This window comes from Lysinibacillus sp. UBA5990, from assembly GCF_002429815.1.
Taxonomy (GTDB): domain Bacteria; phylum Bacillota; class Bacilli; order Bacillales_A; family Planococcaceae; genus Lysinibacillus; species Lysinibacillus fusiformis.
Genome location: NZ_DJAY01000010.1, coordinates 147,221 through 165,756 on the forward strand (window position 1 = coordinate 147,221; position 18,536 = coordinate 165,756).

Sequence of the window (18,536 nt, forward strand, 5' to 3'; positions counted from 1 at the left end):
CTATCGAAAGGGAAGTTCTATCGATTACCACCGAGAAATTGATGAGGAATAAAAAAAGTCGCCTTATAGCGACTTTTTAATTTTCTAATAAAAATATACTTTTAGAGGGACCTATTAAGTAAAGTTCATGCATTGCCCGTGTGAGTGCTACATAGAGTAGCTTTCGATCAATGGGCGTGTCGTGAAAGGGCGTATCAAACGCAGCTACTATAACGGCATCAAATTCAAGACCTTTTGCTAGATGGCTTGGAACAACGAGCAACATTTCCTGATTAATAGAATCATTTTCAGTTAGTAGCTGTGCAGGTAGTTGGTGAGCTTTTAAATCTTTTTGCATCATCATTGCTTCAGCAGTTGTTTTGCATATTAAAGCAATGGATCGATGTCCATGCTGACGAATCATTTCAAAAATTTCTTTAATTTGTAAGGCGTCGAATTGATCCGCTTGAATAAAGCTTGGCTCGTTGCCATGACGAACAACTGGCTCCACTAACGGAAGTTGTTCATCCATTTGCGCTAAAATTTCATTAGCGACTTCCATAATTTCAATGGTTGTACGATAGCTTTTTTGCAAAGTTCGAAAGCTTGCTCGTGGGAATAAACTTTGGACAGGCTCCCAAGCAGTTAATGAACGATAGCTATGAATTCCTTGAGCTAAGTCACCAACCATTGTAAACATATCAGTATCCAAACCTGTTTTTAAAGCGGCAAGCTGAAATAGACTATAATCTTGAACCTCATCGATAAAGACAACGCGCATTTTCCATTCATCAGGGATGCCTTTTAAGCGCGCCTGTAAATAATAAAGTGCAGCTAAATCTTCAAGTGCCCATTGTTCCTTGCGATGTGATTGTAAAAATCGCTGTTGTTCGAGATAATGCCATTCAGGAGCCAGTTCTGCTAACAGTTCTGCATTGGTGAGAAGTGAACGATAAAGAGTTTTAATATTGTGTTTGGTAAAGCGGCGCATATAAGAAGCTGCTGTTGATTTGGCTTCTTTTTCAATGGCAGGAATTCGCTCATCGCGTTCATCGATAAATTTTGTTACGACACGTCGCCGTTTTTCATCATCTCGAATACCATTTAATGCCTTTCCAAGTGCTTCATCATATTTTTTATGGAGTGTAGCTAAAACAGACTGCTTCTTCTGACGAACATGGCTAGCTAACACCTTTTTAATATGTGCCAGTCGTTTTTCGATTGGCATATAAGAAAATTCATATAAAAATAGCTTCTTAAGGTGAGAAGCCCGCATTATACAGTATCTTTCAATATAAACATCTTCAAATTGCTCTGCAATATCTTGCTCCAGTTTTTGAATATAGCGTTCGATAACATCACGATAATAAAGAGAGCCTTTCATTTCAGCAATCCAAGCAGATGGCTGAGAATTTCCTCCGTCCACAAGCGATTCTAATTGCTCATTTGGATTTTGAAGCTTTAATTTTAATTTAGTGGCGGATAGTACGTAATCGGTAAAAGTAGTTTGGCATATTTTATCGACGCCTAGTTCTGGTAAGACATCACCAATATAATCAATAAATAACTTATTCGGTGCTAAAATCATGAGCTGCTCAGGATTAAAATGTTCACCCATTGTGTAGAGGAAATAGGATATTCGGTGTAGGGCGATGGTGGTTTTTCCACTGCCTGCTGCTCCTTGGACAATTATTGGTTGACGAAGATGCGCGCGAATAATTTCATTCTGCTCTTTTTGGATTGTCGAGACAATTTCGGTTAGACGAACATCAGCTTTACCAGCCAATGCTTCTTGTAACAGTTCATCGTTCGTAGTTAAGTCAATATCCCGTATGTCGAGCAAATTGCCATTTTCAATTTTATATTGTCGCTTAGCAAATAGATGCCCTTTATGAATTTCTCCGCGGACATCGTACTCCATATCACCAAGACGGCCATCATAATAGACATTCGCTACTGGTGAGCGCCAATCGACAATAATCGGCTCATGTGTTTCACGATGAAATAACGAGGTTTTTCCAATGTAAAGAAGTTCTTCAGGGTCACCTGTCTTTTGAAAATGGATTCTGGCAAAATAAGGCTTCTTTTGAACGGCTTCTAGCCCTTCCTTTTGATTACGGGCCATTTCAAAGAATCGGGCATTGGTTAAGATGTTTAAATAACTCAAACTCGAATCTAAGTAATCAAGATCTGCCATCGACTTCCGAATATTTTCTTGAGCGGATTTTAAATCTCTTTGTGACTCATTTAAAATTTGCTGCATATAACTTTGGGTATACGCTAATCGCTCTACTTCAGTCTGAAAATCTGGATGTTTTACAGTCATTTTTTAGCACCTCCTAGGTACTTACAATTTCAAAGTAGATTATCATACTACTATATATAATATTTACCATCAAGTGAAAGCTTAAAAGCTGAATATGTTACTATTACGTAGAGGTTTTGAATGAATGTTACTAAAAGAGGAGGTTCATTATTTTGGATATTTTTGCACACAGAGGTGTTTCTGCAAGCTACCCGGAAAATACAATTGCTGCATTCCAAGCAGCATCTAAGCTTCCTATCACTGGAATTGAGCTAGATGTTCATTTAACAGCAGATAAAGAGGTAGTTGTTATTCATGATGAAACCATTAACCGTACCTCCAATGGTTCAGGCTATGTAAAGGATTTTACATTACAGCAATTACGTACATTTGATTTTGGCTCATGGTACTCATTGGATTATAGTGGAGAAGTGATTCCGACATTAGGGGAAGTTTTAGAACTATTTGCAGGTACAAACCATCGCATTAACATTGAGCTAAAAACAGATGTGTTTGCCTATGAAGGGATCGAGGCATTAGTTCTAAAGGAAGTAGCAGCCCAACAAATGACAGAGAGAGTTATTATCTCTTCTTTTAATCATGAATCTTTGCAAACAGTCGCACAAATCGCACCCTATATTGAAAGTGCTGCATTGTTTGCCGAAGTTTTAGTAGACTTTCCGACTTATGTTGCGCTTATTCCTGCTAAAGGTTTGCATGTTAGTTTGCCTACAGCGTATCGCAAATCAGTAAAACTAGCGCTCGCTGAAGGGGCAATTGTACGTGTTTATACAGTCAACGAGGAGCGGGATGCTCGATATTTACAGCAGCTTGGAATACAAGCAATATTTACTGATGACCCAGAGAAAATATTAAAAGCCCTTACTTAGAGCAATGTGAGGGGGGGTGGCGCTCGAATTCCGTGGAATGATTAATGAAGTAATGCCCACGGAACGCGGCGTCTTTTATAAGATTCGTTACCACTTTGCCTGATGCTCCTCAATGCATCCAAGCATTTGTCGAATAACTAATGTTTCACCATTGTCGAGCAAAATGGAACCGTCATAATAACCAAATAATTGATGTACTTCTGATTTTACTAGTTTTGCATTTGTATAGGCTACACGTTCAAAAAACGGAGAGAAGGTTAGTGACACTTGATGAGAGAATTTTGATTTTACTTTCCAACGTTGCATATAATCTTCGGAATCATAATCAAATAATAAATCCTCGTGTATTTTTGTCATTTTGCCATCAACGAAAACAGCATTTTCGGTCATACCTGTGCCATCTGTCCATTTTCCTCCTAAATTAAGTCCAATTCTTCTTCCACGGACCCGTTGAGACGCCATTCCCCAATTCCATACTGCTTCACGCGGCCATACACCTCGACCGTAATCTAAGACAGCAAAATTTTCTTCTGCCGAGAAATTATAACGACGAGTACCAATTGTGACCACACCTGAAGTAGGGAGTGTATGATGCTTACCTGTAAATTGAAATGTTTTACGATTCCAAGGGATGACAACATTTAAGGTTTCGTCTGTAGCGGGATGTTGAATGATGAGCTTTGCACGTAAAATATCACCATCAAAATTGGGTATAGAAACGGATAGATGTGTTTCATTTTGTACATATAGTATATCAACCATCATTTCACTATTTTTAAACGATACGGACTCTAAAACCTGTGTAGGCATTTTCAGTTTGCCGCCGAAGGGAATGGTAATCGATTTTTCGAAATAGCGCTGCGTTTCATATTCCAGGAAATAGACGAAGCAGACTGCTGCATAATCTAGATGACTAATCGTAGCGGAAAATAAGATTTCATCACCGTAGACACACCAATAGTTCCATTTCTTTTTGCGCATGAGATGGCCGCTTAAATTGCTGTTGATAAGTGGTTTGCGTGCAAATCCGATGGCTGCTGGATTTAAATTTCCCTTTTTATCGCATAAAAGAGTAGGCTGTAAAATTTCTTTCTCAGCATGCTGCTTCACATTTAACATCCCTTCTGGTCATAAAATAAAATCATACATTTCTTTAATCTTATTGTAGCAAAAATGATCTTAAAAATGGAAAGGAACATACTGATTATACCTATTTTCGACAATAATATGAGTAAGGACCTAACTAATAGAAATACTTGAAGAGACATATGATGGCATGAGGAGGGGATGTATGGCAAAGATGTATAATAGGCAAGCTGCTGTACAGTATGCCAATTTATGGTGGAATAGACGCAATCCAGCTTTTCCTAACTTTGATGTAGACTGTACAAACTATATATCTCAATGTTTATTAGCTGGTGGGGCACCAATGCGAGGGGCACCAAGTAGAGATAAGGGCTGGTGGATTCAACAAGGAAATTGGAGCTTTAGCTGGTCTGTTGCACATTCTTTAAGATGGTATTTAGAGGGCTCAACGACAGGGTTGAAGGGTACACGTGTGCAAACCGCCGAAGAGTTAGAGCTGGGTGACGTTATTTTTTATGATTTTCAAGGGAATGGGAGAATCGATCACTCTGTTATTGTTACAAGTATTCAAAACGGCATTCCTTATGTAAATGCTCATACATCGGATAGTATTAATCGACCGTATTTCTATGAGGACTCCACTGCTTATACGCCGAGCATGACTTACTTTTTCTATCATATAGAGGATAGCTTTGCATAAGATGAGGTAGTTTTAATGCATATCATTTTATGATAATGTGAAGGTAGAAGAGATAAACTTAAAAGGTTGTCTTGTGGTAGAAGGAGAATGGATATATGAGCGAACAATTTTTATCGGTTAGAGATGCAATTATTCAACGTCGTTCCATTAAAAAATTTAATGGTCAGCCTGTAGATCGTGATGATTTATTGGCCATTATCGACGATGCAGTTTGGGCACCCAACCACGGTAACCGTGAGCCTTGGCGTTTAGTAGTAGCCTGTGGTAAGGAATTAGAAAATCTACATCATTTATTACGCGACCTGACGATTCCAAAATGGCAAGAGCTTTTAAGTGAAGACTTGGCAAAGCAGATGTTGAAATTTACATTACCTGGCGGCTATGCCTTTGTTATCGTACCAGAGGATGCACGTCAAAAAGAACGTTTAGAGGATTATGGAGCAGCGAGTATCTTTATTCAGAATATGCAACTGTTAGCATGGGATAGAGGGATAGGCTCTTGCTGGAAAACACCGGGATTTTTAGATAATCCAAAGTTCCGCGAAGCCTTAAAGGTACAGCCTGGTGAACGTGTTATTGCGATGCTACAAGTCGGTTATTTTGATGAAGTGCCAAAAGGAAAAGAACGAAAAAAATCAGCTGAAATTGTGACAGTTTTTGGCGAGTAATTGCATAAAGAAGCAATGAAAATCCCCTCACTGAAGTAGGTGAGGGGGTTTGTTATGGAATAGGAAATTATTTTTGTAATTCCGAAACTTCATATAAGTAATCACTTAAAACGCGTAGACCTTTATCAAAGTTTTCTAAATGGAAATGCTCATTTGGTGCATGGAAGTTTTCACTAGATAAACCGAAGCCCATTAATACTACAGGGATTTCTAAAATTTCATCAAATGCAGCGACGATAGGGATAGATCCGCCACCACGTGTGTAAGCAGTAGGTACATTATAAACCTTTTCATAAGAACGTCCAGCTGCCTGAATGAATGGATGATCAAATGGTGTTAAGAATGCAGGGCCTTTATCGAACTCCGAAATGTTAATTTCCACTCCAGCAGGCTTATGCTTTTCAACGTGGGCTTTTAATAGGGCTACGATTTCGTCCGGCTCTTGATTTGGAACGAGACGACATGTGATTTTAGCGCCTGCTTCAGCAGGTAATACCGTTTTGATGCCTTCTCCAGAGAAACCACCAAAGACCCCATTAACCTCTAATGTTGGACGAGCCCAAGTACGTTCTAGGTAGGTAAACCCTTGCTCACCAAATAGTTCTTTTACACCGACCTCTTGTTTAACTGACTCCTCATCAAAACCAAGCGCACGATAAGCTTCACGTTCTTCCTCTGTTAAAGGTAATACATTGTCATAGAAACCTTCCACTTGAATTGTGCCATGCTCGTCACGGAAGGATGCTAATATTTCAGCTAATGCGTGGATGGCATTTTGCACGCCTCCACCATAGAGACCTGAGTGTAAATCTCCTTTAGCTCCTCGCACATCAATTTGAATACCTGCCAATCCACGTAAGCCATAGCATACTGCAGGTTTACCAGGACCATAAAGTCCAGTATCAGAAATTAAAATTAAATCCGAAGCTAATTTTTCCTTATATTCTTCAACAAAGGAAGGTAGGTGTGGACTACCAATTTCTTCTTCACCTTCATAAATAAATTTAACGTTCACGGGTAAAGTTCCTGTTGTTGCAAATAAGGCTTCAATCATTTTTAAGTGCATAAATACTTGCCCTTTATCATCACTAGCACCACGAGCGAATAATTTATTGTCGCGAATGGTAGGAGTGAACGGTTCGCTCTCCCATAAATTTAACGGATCAACAGGTTGTACATCGTAGTGACCATAAAACAATATTGTTGGTTTGCCTTCTGCATGTAACCAATCAGCATAGACAACTGGGTGACCTGCAGTTTGTGTAATTGAGATATTCTCAAGATTTAATTTTTTAAATGCATTGGCAAGCCATTGTGCAGCATGCTGGATATCTTCCTTATGCTCAGATAAAGAACTAATACTTGGAATTCGTAAAAATTCTTTTAATTCGTTTAAATGAGTCTCACGATGTTCCGCAAAATAAGCATCGATTTGCTGTAAATTGGTCATCTAGCATCCCTCTTTCTAATATATTTCGATAATAGAAATAGTATAGCATATCAAAACTAGAAAGTATTAACATGGGTTCTAATAAATAAGCTCTAATAGGGGAAACGTCAACCATTTTTATAACAAGGCCAATGGTTGTATTTGAATGTCTTTAGTTTTGTACAATGAAAGACACTGTAGAAAAAATTCTTTACAGTGTCTTTCGATAGTCGTCTATAGGTGAGTGCAATTTTTATCTACTTAAAGAGAGTGTGTATTAAACATTTTTCGATTTACTACTACTGATGTTAGGTGTTGGTGGTGAGTTGTACACACGGGAATATGGTGGTATTGAATTCATTAGCCAAATGTTACTGCCTAGCACCGAATCGTGACCAATTGTCGTTTCGCCACCTAAAATGGTTGCACCTGCATAAATAACAACATTATCTTCAATATTTGGATGACGTTTAATTCCTTTAATTGGATTACCATTTTCATCAAGAGGGAAGCTTAATGCCCCTAATGTTACACTTTGGTATATTTTAACATTATTGCCAATTATACATGTCTCACCGATTACGACACCTGTGCCGTGATCGATAAAGAAGGATTCACCAATTGTCGCTCCTGGGTGAATATCAATTCCTGTTAAACTATGTGCATACTCAGACATAATACGTGGGACAATTGGTACGCCCACTTCATATAATTCATGTGCAATACGGTGAATGTATACCGCAACAATTGATGGATAACTTAGTAAAATTTCTTCTGTAGAAAGGGCAGCAGGATCTCCGTTGTATGCTGCCTGAATATCTGTTTGCAAGGTTTTACGAATTTTTGGGAATTGTGAAATTAAATCCATCACAATACGATCTGCATCCGCTTGACAAGTACAGTTTTCAAGATTGCTGTTGTACTCCAAATTGTAAATTAAAACTTTTTCGATAATATCACGTAAATCCAATGCCGTTTCACGCAGTTTATTACTACTTACAATATTGACGCGTGTAGTATCGATCGGCGGAGCAGTATGGATACCTGGGAACAGTACTTCATGAAAATTATCTAAGATTTTATAAATTTGATTGCGCCCAACAAAGCCAATTGAATTTTCAATATCAACATACTGTCGGTTAATATCACTTAATGAACTTGTAATTTCTGGGACCTTTTCATTTAGCCAATCATTTAAACTCATTGTAAAACACCCCTCAATTTCATAATAACTGATGTAATAAAAGTACAAAGCATTTCATGTAATAGCAACTCTTTTAGCTTTAAAATATATTAATATTTAAATTATAGAAAAAATACCTGCATGTGGAGTTGCAATTAAATAATCTTATATTGTTTTACCATAAAATACGACTGGTTTTAAAGCTTACTGCTTCTTGGTATGATCTAGACCGATTTGCACTGGGAGAATTTTAATCAAATAAAAAGAGTCTGATTCCGGAACAATACCGAATTCAGACCCGTAAATTTTTATATTAGTGAGCAGTATAGCCACCATCAACAAGGAGTGTTGTACCATTAACAAAGCTTGCATCATCGCTTGCTAAGAATAAAACTGCTTTAGCAATTTCTTCTGGTTTACCAAGTCGGCCTTGTGGATGAAGGGAAGCTAAATATTCTTTCTTTTGAGCGTCTACTTCAGCCAATAAAGGTGTGTCGATATAGCCAGGACATACAGCATTTACGCGAATGCCTTGTTTTGCATAAGCTGTGCAAAGGTTTTGTGTTAATAGTTTTACACCACCTTTTGCAGATGAATAGGCTGTTGGATTTGGTAAGGCAACAAAACTATGGATAGAGCCAGCATTAACAATGACGCCACCTGTTCCTTGCGCAAGAAATTGTTCGATGGCATATTTATCAGAAAGAAATACACCAGATAAATTAATATCGATTGTTCTTTTCCATTTTTCAAAAGATAACTCGTGAGCGGGGGCATCGTCAGCTACACCTGCATTCGCATACATAATATCAAGTTTTCCGTATTTATTAATAGTTTCTTTTATCATGTTTTTAATATCTTCTTCGCTTGTTACATCTGTTTTTACGAAGAGCGTATCATAACCATCGTTATTTAATTGCTCAGAGATGTTTTGTCCGCGCTCTGAAAAATCGGCAATGACTACTTGTGCACCTTCTTGGGCGAAGAGGCGAACTGTTGCTTCACCGATACCACTAGCGCCACCTGTGACAATTGCTACTTTATCTTTTAATTTCATTTCTAATGACCACCTTAATATTTATTTTGCTGTTGCTCCACCATCAATAACAAATTCTGCACCTGTTGAGAAGGAAGATTCATCAGAAGCTAAGAAAAGTACGGTTTGAGCCACTTCTTTTACAGAACCTAAACGTCCTAATGGGAATAAGTTTTTTCCCAATTCATCTTTAGAGCTTCCAGTTGTTGCAGATGCATAATCGGCCATTCCTGTATCGATATAGCCGGGGTGAATAGAGTTTACGCGTACGCCATATGGGGCATATTCCATTGCTGCATCTTTTGTCATAATGCGCACGGCGCCTTTACTAGCGCCATATAATACATGTCCAGCAGCACCTGTTAAGCCTGCAATGGAAGAAGCATTAATGACAGAGCCTTTACTTTGTTTAGCCATCAGCGGCATGATATGTTTCATACCAAGGAAAACACCAGTTACATTGATGGACATTAAGCGATTCCAGTCTGAAAGTTCAATTTCGGCAAGTGGTTTAATTATATAAATACCTGCATTGTTGAAAAGAATATCGACTTTATTAAATGTATGAATCGTTTCATCTGCAACTTTTCTCCAATCGTCTTCATTGCTAACATCATGACGGACAAATAATGCTTCGCCTCCAATTGCTTGGATGTGGCTAACTGTTTCATTTCCAGATTGTTCATTTATATCAGTAATGACTATTTTTGCCCCTTCTTTCGCAAATAATAGTGCAGTTTCTTTCCCGATGCCTGTACCTCCGCCTGTAATAATGGCTACTTTATTTTCTAATCTCATTTCAAGCACGCACCTTCCATTATTTCTGGTTATATGGTTACCTTAGGATTCAAAAGTATTCTCTTTATTTTAGCGATACCTTCATCTTACTCCTTTCAATTTGAAATACTATCCTATAAGATGCTGTATAATATAGTGAGTGAGTATCCTCCATTTATAGGGGTATTTTTAGTATGAAGGAGAGGAATTTCCTATGACGCACTCATTTCAATCCATTGAAGAAATGACACTTCAAGAATTTGTGTTATTCATCAAAATTCATAGTAAACAAATTGAAGAGAATACGAATATTTACCTTAATCTAGAACCATCTATTGCTGAAGCCGATCGAGAAAGAGTGGCAATGCTACTGGATTCGTTTCTACGTTTAATGACGCATACGAATATCGAAGAGCTTAATGATGATTTTAGAAGTTTTTTTAAGACATGGCTTCAATCACAGTTATCCATTATCGATACGAGAAGCTTTCATCTATTCCAATTGATTTTAGAGAAATCGTTGATCACTTTTTTGATTCAGCAGAAAATTAGTCGAATGAATGCGATACTAATGTATGTATTATCGATTTTTATATTTTTAGTACAGCTTTACTGTGATGCCGAAGTAGATCATAAAAATAGTTGTAGAACTACCCCTGAAAATGAGGAGTTGAGGCGGCTGCAATTGTTGGATAAACTTGATAAATTGCTCATTAGTTCCTCTGGTTATCAGGATTTAGCCTATATTTTAAAGAAATGTGAAGAGTATTTTAGTTATAAAAGATGTGTATTTTATGCCTATGTGCCATGGTCCAATCAATTTTACGGAGTTATTGGTGCAGAGCTTCCAAAGGTTCAAAGCATGAAAGGGGAGTTGAGTGGTGAAAATACAGTTCTGGGCTCAAGAAAACCTATCTATTTAAAAAACCCTAAAAATTATGTGAAAGAAGAACATATACAATTATTTAATTTATCGTCGATTATATTTATCCCGATTATTCAACAGGATCAATTATTTGGCTGGCTGACATTTGATCAGCTAGGTGAAGAATTTGATTGTACAAAGGACGAATTATTGTTACTTGAAGAAGTAGGGAAGCGGTTAGGATTATTTTTATCACGTAAGGGTGAAAAGGTTGAAAAGAATACAGAACTTCACTTAACAGAAAGGGAGTCCATGATTTTGGGTCTGCTTGCAGAGGGATATGACAATAAAAAAATTGGGGGATTACTATTTCTAAGTGAGCATACAGTAAGAGATTATGTAAGTAGTTTAATGACAAAGCTCAAAGCTAAAAATCGAACACAGGTCGTTGCTTCCGCTTTTCGTTTAGGGCTATTAAGTTAGCCAATGGAAACAATTTGTGTAATACATTATATGAAATACATCTGCTTACTTTACAAGTCATTGATAAAGTGGCAGATTTTTAATTTTCAGATAAAAATTATTATTTAAAATATAGTAATTAAAATAAGGGTTTAATGTTATAGAGCCGTATTTTATAGGCTGAGTAATATAGTAGTAAAACATTTTTTACGAATATTACAAGCAAAAGCGTTTAAGCTTACACGATTGTAATGAAATTGAAAGCCAATACGATAGAGTGTAATACATTATTTTGCGAGAATGTGTATAGAAGCAAGAACAAGAAGCGGAGGCATACACAATGAATGAAAAATTAGAAGGCGTATACGAGGAATACAATCGTTATATATATCACTTATGTTTAAAACTAACTCGCAATAATGTAGAGGCTGAAGATTTAATGCAAGAAGTTTGGGTAAAGGTTGTGCGCTATGAAGACAGCGTAGCTGAAGTAGAGCATATTAAGGCTTGGCTTACAACTATTACAATGAATACTTTCAGAGATCGCTATCGTAAAAAGGTTCGTCGCAGTAAATATATGATGAACCAACCTGAAACATTAGACGTACCGATATTAGATTTGGTTCCCAATAATGAAATTTCGACAGAAGAAAAGGTTGAAAAGGATATTGTCACAAAACTAGTACAAGATAAAATGGAGCAATTAGATGGCATTTATAGAAAGACTTTATGGTATTTCTACATAGACCAATATTCACTTGCAGAAATTTCTACAATTATGAAAGTTTCCATTGGTACTGTGAAATCTCGTTTATTCCGTGCAAAGGCTCGATTAAAAGAAATGCTTATGTCTGATACGGCCATTGTAGAATCTGTGCTACCAGCGTAATGAAAGCTGATTGGTCGCACATCATACGTACTTAGACGGAAGTATTCAGTCGACTAATCTAAAAAAAGATGCATTCGCATATAATTGCGATGCATCTTTTTGTTTTTAAGACATTATTCTGGCCGATTGGATTCAACATCCAATAGACATTTTGAAAAAATAGTGCGCAATGTTTGCAGTTCTTCAGCAGTGAGCATTCCAAACATATTGTTGATAATTTCACTAACTTGTTGGCGAGACTCTTTTAAAATGCTCTCTCCCTCAGAAGTAATAACGAGCTGTGACGCTCGACGATCTGTAGCGTGCTGTGTTTTTTCAATAAAGCCAGCATTGATAAGCTTCGTTGTTAAAACGGTGACGCCACCTGTCGTTACCTTTAACCGCTCAGCAATAGCAGAAGGGCGTTTCGGGCCCTCCTGCGATAAGTAGTCTAAAATTAAAATATGGGATTTTGAAAAGCCGAGCGCATTATGATTATTCCACTCGTTCGCCCACTTACGCTCAATAGATGAAACAACTTCAAACAACGAGGTAATGGCTTTTTGTTTTTCTTGATCCATAGAAGGTCAACTCCAAAACTGTTTTAACTTTCTTGTGCCAATCTTGTCATCGCATTTAATTCGTAAGCACGTACTTTGCGCGGGATAAAACGGCGGATGTCCATCTCATTGTAACCAACTTGAATACGTTTTTCATCTATTAAAATAGGGCTACGTAACATTCTTGGATGTGCTTGAATAATAGCAAATAGCTCCTGAATAGAAAGTTGGTCGATATCGATATTTAAGTTTTTAAAATCATTCGAATTTGTTGCAATAATTTCATCTGTTCCATCTTCAGTCATGCTTAAAATTTCTTTAAACTCTGCAAGTGTAAGTGGATGAGAAGTGATACGTTTTTCTTTATATTCAATATTGTGATCTTTTAACCATTTAAGTGCTTTTCTGGATGAAGAACAGCTCGCTTGTGAGTAAATTGTAACTGTCATTCTTCATTCCTCGCTTTCTTTTTTAGATTATATTTTATAAATATCTTATTAGTAAGGTAAATTGTTTATATATATATCTTACTAGTAAGCTATATATAAATCAATAGCTATTTTAAAAAATATCTATAACACCATGATTTTTTTCAGGTATATTAACATATACGAAGATCATTATAAAAAGTTTCATGTTCACAGCTTACAATGATGTAAGTTTAGGAAAATTGAATAGGGACTACATGAAGTAAGGCTTGTCCACCAGAGGAGAATGGCAAGCTGAAAAATATCAGTCCACTGATAATAGTATGTTTAAATGAGGAGAATTATACATAGAAACTAAAAATTATTTGTGGAATTGCACAAATAGAAAAAAGGGTGGCCCCAAATGATTTTTGAGACTACCCTTTTAGATTTAGCCTTGTTGTCCAGAAGTGAACCAATCTTGGACATCCCAGACCTTCGTAGCGAGACCATCATAGAAATCAGGTTCGTGACTTACGAGTACAATAGTGCCTTTAAATTCTTTCATCGCACGTTTTAATTCATTTTTTGCATCCACATCTAAATGGTTCGTTGGTTCGTCAAAAAGAAGCCAGTTTGCCTCTTCCATCATTAATTTACATAACCGAACTTTTGCTTGCTCTCCACCGGATAATGAATTCAGTGGACGTGTAATGTGATCTGTCTTTAAGCCAGCTTTCGCTAAGGCAGCACGTACTTGTGCTTGCTCCATTGAAGGGAAGGCATTCCATACATCATCAATGGGTGTGATTTTTTCCGCTTTTACTTCTTGTTCGAAGTAAGATGGGTAAAGGTAATCTCCTCGAATCACTTTGCCATTTAGAGGATTAATTTTACCAAGCATTGTTTTTAATAAAGTTGATTTACCTACACCATTCATGCCGACTAAAGCGATCTTCTCTCCTCGTTCAATAGCAAAAGTGAGTGGGGGAAGTAATGGCTTGTCTTTATCATAACCAATCACCAAATTTTCAGCTTCTACAACATAGCGACTGGATGAGCGTGCTTCTTTAAAACCGAACTCAGGCTTTACAGCAGTCTCTGGGCGATCAATTCGCTCTAAACGGTCTAGCTGTTTGGCACGAGATTTGGCACGGCCAGTAGTGGAGTATCGCGCTTTATTTTTGGCAATAAAATCTTCTTGCTTCTTGATGAATTCTTGTTGTTTTTCATATGCGTCAATATGCTGACGCTTATTGATTTCAGCAAGCTCTAAGAATTTTTCGTATGTTGCTGTATAACGAGTTAGCTTTGAAAATTCAAGTTGGAAGATGACATCCACCGTCTCGTTCATAAATTCTGTATCATGCGAAATTAATAAGAAGGCATATGGATAGTTCTTTAAATAGTTTTTTAACCATGTAATATGTTCTTCATCAAGATAGTTTGTAGGCTCGTCTAATAATAGAACTTTTGGTTTTTCTAATAACAGCTTAGCTAGTAAAACCTTTGTACGTTGACCACCAGAAAGAGCAGCTACATCTCGCTCCAAGCCGATTGCATCGAGCCCAAGTCCGCGCGCAACTTCCTCAATTTTCATATCGAGTGAATAGAAGTCACCTGCATCTAACGCATCTTGAACTTCAGCCATTTGCTCTAATAGAACTTCTAATTCTTCAGGTGTAGCTTCAGCCATCTTACCTGTAATTTCATTGAGTTCCTCTTCTTTTTTATACAAGGGTAGAAAAGCGTCACGCAAAACATCGCGCATCGTTCTACCAGCTGTGAGTACGGTATGTTGATCTAAATAACCATAATGTGTACCAGGGAGCCATTCCACTTTTCCCTCATCATGAATTGTTTGACCAGTGATAATGCCCATTAAAGTTGATTTACCTACACCATTTGCCCCAACGAGTCCAATATGATCACCTTCTACTAAACGAAACGATACATCTTTAAAAAGTGTACGATCTCCGAAAGAATGACCTAAATTTTCTACTGTTAAAATTGCCATATATGTTCCTCCAACTGTCTTTCAAGTTTACATTTTATAGTTCTGCAAGTTGCTTATTCAGCTCTGCAAGCTTCGATTCCATATTTGCAAGACGTTGCTCTGCCTGTGCTACTTGATCGTTGTGTCCTGTAGACTCAAGTTTTTCAATATCGCCTTGTAAATTGATATAGTCCATTTTTAATTCTTTAATTTGATATTCTAAATCATTTTTGGTTGGCATGATGTTTGCTCCTTTTTTAAGAATATTTGTATAGCGAATGCGTGTAAAAAGCGATGGGGGTTTTATTGATCCCCCACCGCTTAGTCATTAAAATCAATCGGGAACTGAAAAACTTAGAACTTACATAAGCCCCAGCTTTTATAAGATGAGATGCTAAAGTGAAAATTTCTTATATATTGTATCATAATCGTCTTTGAAGTAGCACTAAGTAGAAGCGATATTATGACGATCATAAGCAAAGTCTAAAAGTAGTTCTAAGAGTGTTTCATTATTACTAACGAGATTGAGCTGGCGTTGTTTTTTTACGGCACGTTCACTGCGTGCTTCATGTAAAAGAAACTCCATAACAGCATTTTGTATTTGTGATTGTTTCATTTTACGACCTAGCCCTAGATGAATAAAACCGTTCTGTTCTCTTGGAAAAGCATGTAATAGCTCTGCTTCTGATTGTGCAAGGGTAATGCATGGCACACCGTAAGAGGCGATTTTATAAGGCGTATAATTGGCATTACAAATAATAACATCTGCTTTTGGTAAAAGTTTGAGAAGCGCGTTTTTATCACGAAGGATAGCTGTGTTGCGACGACTTAAAACCATCATTTGCAAGTCGTCGGTAGCATGGCGGTAGCTGTCGTCAATCATAACTGTAATTTGTAGTGGAATTTGGAGCTGTGTTAAGTGTCGAAGTGTACGATAGGTTAAATTATGCTCGTCCCCATCTTCAAAAGCTACAACGATATGGGGAGGATTTTCAGGTGTTTTGCTTACAGGTCTATCGCTAAAGTTTTGATAGTCTTCGGGTAGTGCAAAAACAAAGCTCCCGCTAATATAATGAGACGGTAAATAATCTTTTACCTCGTGATAGAGTGCTAGTAGTACACAGTCACAGGCTTGACCACCTTCACCAAAATCATCAAAGTGAATAATCGTTTTGCAGAAAGGTCGTAAATCCTGTACTTGCAAAGCCTCAGAATTGCGGCCATCTCTGACAATTAAATCTGGCTGAATGGATTTAATTTGCTTAGGAAGTTCATTAAAATGATCAAATAAAACGGGGGTTAGACCCTCATTCATTAAAATTTGAACCCCGTCATTTGAAGGAGTTTTTACAAATATAAAAACTTTCTCATTTGTCAGTAGTTTAGCTAATGTTGAAACCCGTTCAAAAGGATACAGCCCTTTATCAATACAGCTTTCAATAATGAAAACAATCGTTTTTTTCGGTACTATTGCTTGCGTTTCGTTTTGCAAATGTATCCCACCCTTTCTCTGTCTCTTTAAATTATGGCGAAGAAAGGGCAAGTATGTGTAAAATTTAGGATTTGATAAATGATCTTTTTAAATAAATCTTTCAAATAGCTATCTTATAGGTACGATAAATAACTTTTAATCCTAAAAAAAGTGGTCGATATATATAGTGAGTTTATTAAGATACATAACAAAGATGGTGATGATGAAAGGAGGAAAGAAGTATGGGTATGCGTGCTGCAATCGTGGTTGGAGCAACAGGATTGACGGGCTCCTCTCTAGTAGAGCAATTATGTGAAAATGATGAATATGTATCCGTGACAGTAATCGCGAGAAGAAAACCAACTTTTACGCATCCTAAGCTAGAAGTGAAAATTCGCGATTTTGATAGGTTAGAGGAACAAGATATAGAATTTGCGCATGAACTATATTGCTGTTTAGGCACAACTATAAAAAAAGCAGGTTCTCGAAAGGTGTTCGAAAAGGTAGACTTTGAATATCCTTTAGCGATTGCTTCATTGGCGAAAAAGCGTGGGATTCCCCATTTTCTTGTCATTACTGCAATGGGTGCTAATGAGAGTTCTCCTTTTTACTATAACCGGGTTAAAGGAAAGCTAGAACATGATTTAATGGAGTTGGGCTTACAGCAGCTTTCTATTATTCGACCTTCACTCTTATTAGGAGAACGGAATGAATTTCGTTTAGGGGAAAAGATAGGAGAAAAGGTATTAAAACTAGCCAAGCCTTTTTTAATGGGACCACTAAAGCGCTCTAGAGCCATTGAAGCCACTCAAGTAGCAAAGGCAATGATGATTATTGCGCTACACGGTAAGCGACAACCAGTGACAATTTATCCTTCTCATGAATTAGCGATATTGGCATTTCCGGAAACGGCAGAAAAAGATGTTTCGAGGGAGACATTATTTAATTGGGATAAAATTAAAAAAGCAGATTCGCTTCATGAAGAAGACAAGGTTAATCGCGATGTAGTGATTGACCGTGAGAAATATAATATCCACGATAAGGTTGTCGATAAGGAAGTTCATTTCCGACCATATGATAAAGAGTAATTTTTCTTGCTTTCCGCCTAAAGACTGAATTTCTTGCTTTCCTCATTCCTATTCTTTCCGAGCCACTTTTCATTTGTTACAATATTATTGTAGAAGATGAATGGTGGAGGCAAAGTGAAGATGAAAATTTTACTCGTTGATGGCACAATGTTTGGTCGAAAAACTGGTGCTATTTTAGAGCAAGTGGAACAATATATTAAAGAATTAGATGCTAGTTTCGATTTAGAAATGATGCATTTTAGTGAATATAAACATCAAATTGTTGATGGCTCACCATTAAATGATGATATGAAGAAAATGATCCAACAATTTGAGGAAGCGGATGCTTATATTATTGCAACGCCTATTTTCCAAGCATCAATTCCTGGCGTTTTGAAGAATGCATTTGACTTCTTGCACCCTAAAACAATGCGCTATAAACCTGTATCTATAGTTGCAAATGGCGGGACGTATCAACACCACCTTGTAGTAGAAAATCAATTAAAACCTATTTTAGACTACTTCCGTGCTCTTGTTACACCAAACTATGTGTATACACATACATCTCATTTTGATGCAGATAATCATATTGTGGATGAGGATGTTCATAGCCGTTTACGTGAATTAGCGCGTGTATTTGTTCAATACTGTGAGATGAGCAAGAACTTGCCGAAGGAAACGATCGATCAACATTAATAGTACCCTTGCACGGTGGTAAGAAATCACTGTGCAGGGGATTTTTCTTTGTAAGTATTCTTTTAGTATGTGATAAAATAAAACTTTAGTG

18 protein-coding genes are annotated in these 18,536 nt (G+C 37.1%); 7 read left to right on the forward strand and 11 right to left on the reverse strand.

The annotated features are described in order from the left end of the window. Positions 1-76 precede the first annotated feature (76 nt). A complete protein-coding gene (helD, locus tag B3D94_RS07385; RefSeq protein ID WP_291756161.1) occupies positions 77-2,305 on the reverse strand; it encodes an RNA polymerase recycling motor HelD in 2,229 nt (742 codons plus the stop codon). A gap of 152 nt (positions 2,306-2,457) precedes the next feature. Between helD and B3D94_RS07390 the strand changes: the two genes are divergently transcribed. Then, positions 2,458-3,174 (forward strand): glycerophosphodiester phosphodiesterase, encoded by a 717-nt coding sequence (locus tag B3D94_RS07390; protein ID WP_069479890.1) that lies wholly within the window; start codon positions 2,458-2,460, stop codon positions 3,172-3,174. 87 nt (positions 3,175-3,261) lie between these two features. Here B3D94_RS07390 and B3D94_RS07395 read toward each other — a convergent pair whose 3' ends face one another. Then, entirely contained in the window at positions 3,262-4,284 is a 1,023-nt protein-coding gene (locus tag B3D94_RS07395; protein ID WP_291756163.1) for a DUF2804 domain-containing protein, read from the reverse strand. A gap of 181 nt (positions 4,285-4,465) precedes the next feature. Here B3D94_RS07395 and B3D94_RS07400 point away from each other — a divergent pair, with 181 nt between their 5' ends. Together B3D94_RS07400 and B3D94_RS07405 are read left to right on the forward strand one after the other, a co-directional pair. Next, positions 4,466-4,960: an amidase domain-containing protein gene (locus B3D94_RS07400; protein WP_069479891.1), complete on the forward strand. Its 495-nt coding sequence runs from the start codon at positions 4,466-4,468 to the stop codon at positions 4,958-4,960. A gap of 95 nt (positions 4,961-5,055) precedes the next feature. Next, a complete protein-coding gene (locus tag B3D94_RS07405; protein ID WP_069479892.1) occupies positions 5,056-5,628 on the forward strand; it encodes a nitroreductase family protein in 573 nt (190 codons plus the stop codon). Positions 5,629-5,695: 67 nt separating this feature from the next. Here B3D94_RS07405 and B3D94_RS07410 read toward each other — a convergent pair whose 3' ends face one another. The 4 genes from B3D94_RS07410 to B3D94_RS07425 form a co-directional block, all read right to left on the reverse strand. Then, positions 5,696-7,078, reverse strand: a complete 1,383-nt coding sequence (locus tag B3D94_RS07410; protein ID WP_291756171.1) for a dipeptidase — start codon at positions 7,076-7,078, stop codon at positions 5,696-5,698. A 256-nt stretch (positions 7,079-7,334) separates the two neighbouring features. Beyond that, positions 7,335-8,261 (reverse strand): serine O-acetyltransferase EpsC, encoded by a 927-nt coding sequence (gene epsC, locus B3D94_RS07415; protein ID WP_025115502.1) that lies wholly within the window; start codon positions 8,259-8,261, stop codon positions 7,335-7,337. A 292-nt stretch (positions 8,262-8,553) separates the two neighbouring features. Next, positions 8,554-9,297: an SDR family NAD(P)-dependent oxidoreductase gene (locus tag B3D94_RS07420; protein WP_025115501.1), complete on the reverse strand. Its 744-nt coding sequence runs from the start codon at positions 9,295-9,297 to the stop codon at positions 8,554-8,556. 21 nt (positions 9,298-9,318) lie between these two features. Beyond that, on the reverse strand, positions 9,319-10,074 hold the full coding sequence (locus B3D94_RS07425) for an SDR family NAD(P)-dependent oxidoreductase (RefSeq protein ID WP_258269779.1): 756 nt from the start codon (positions 10,072-10,074) through the stop codon (positions 9,319-9,321). Positions 10,075-10,267: 193 nt separating this feature from the next. Here B3D94_RS07425 and B3D94_RS07430 point away from each other — a divergent pair, with 193 nt between their 5' ends. Further along, positions 10,268-11,401 carry a LuxR C-terminal-related transcriptional regulator gene (locus tag B3D94_RS07430; RefSeq protein ID WP_291756175.1) on the forward strand — a complete coding sequence of 378 codons (1,134 nt, stop codon included), beginning with the start codon at positions 10,268-10,270 and terminating at the stop codon, positions 11,399-11,401. A 319-nt stretch (positions 11,402-11,720) separates the two neighbouring features. Beyond that, a complete protein-coding gene (locus B3D94_RS07435; RefSeq protein WP_008176154.1) occupies positions 11,721-12,269 on the forward strand; it encodes an RNA polymerase sigma factor in 549 nt (182 codons plus the stop codon). Positions 12,270-12,382: 113 nt separating this feature from the next. On the opposite strand, the gene B3D94_RS07440 is transcribed toward B3D94_RS07435, so the two are convergent. The 5 genes from B3D94_RS07440 to B3D94_RS07460 all read right to left on the reverse strand — a co-directional run bounded on the left by B3D94_RS07440 (position 12,383) and on the right by B3D94_RS07460 (position 16,703). Then, positions 12,383-12,829, reverse strand: a complete 447-nt coding sequence (locus tag B3D94_RS07440; protein WP_008176151.1) for a MarR family winged helix-turn-helix transcriptional regulator — start codon at positions 12,827-12,829, stop codon at positions 12,383-12,385. A gap of 23 nt (positions 12,830-12,852) precedes the next feature. Beyond that, positions 12,853-13,257, reverse strand: coding sequence for a transcriptional regulator Spx (gene spx / locus B3D94_RS07445; protein ID WP_008176149.1), 405 nt, complete (start codon positions 13,255-13,257; stop codon positions 12,853-12,855). Positions 13,258-13,666: 409 nt separating this feature from the next. Beyond that, complete coding sequence (locus B3D94_RS07450; protein ID WP_025115498.1) at positions 13,667-15,232, reverse strand: ABC-F family ATP-binding cassette domain-containing protein; 1,566 nt, start codon at positions 15,230-15,232, stop codon at positions 13,667-13,669. A 34-nt stretch (positions 15,233-15,266) separates the two neighbouring features. Further along, positions 15,267-15,452, reverse strand: coding sequence for an SE1832 family protein (locus tag B3D94_RS07455; protein WP_008176146.1), 186 nt, complete (start codon positions 15,450-15,452; stop codon positions 15,267-15,269). Positions 15,453-15,656: 204 nt separating this feature from the next. After that, the gene (locus B3D94_RS07460) at positions 15,657-16,703 is read right to left on the reverse strand and encodes a PseG/SpsG family protein (protein WP_291756184.1); all 1,047 of its coding nucleotides are present in this window, start codon (positions 16,701-16,703) and stop codon (positions 15,657-15,659) included. 221 nt (positions 16,704-16,924) lie between these two features. On the opposite strand from B3D94_RS07460, the gene B3D94_RS07465 reads away from it, so the two are divergent. Together B3D94_RS07465 and B3D94_RS07470 are read left to right on the forward strand one after the other, a co-directional pair. Then, entirely contained in the window at positions 16,925-17,770 is an 846-nt protein-coding gene (locus B3D94_RS07465) for an oxidoreductase (RefSeq protein WP_291756186.1), read from the forward strand. A 120-nt stretch (positions 17,771-17,890) separates the two neighbouring features. After that, positions 17,891-18,445 (forward strand): NADPH-dependent FMN reductase, encoded by a 555-nt coding sequence (locus B3D94_RS07470; RefSeq protein WP_069479900.1) that lies wholly within the window; start codon positions 17,891-17,893, stop codon positions 18,443-18,445. Positions 18,446-18,536 lie beyond the last annotated feature (91 nt).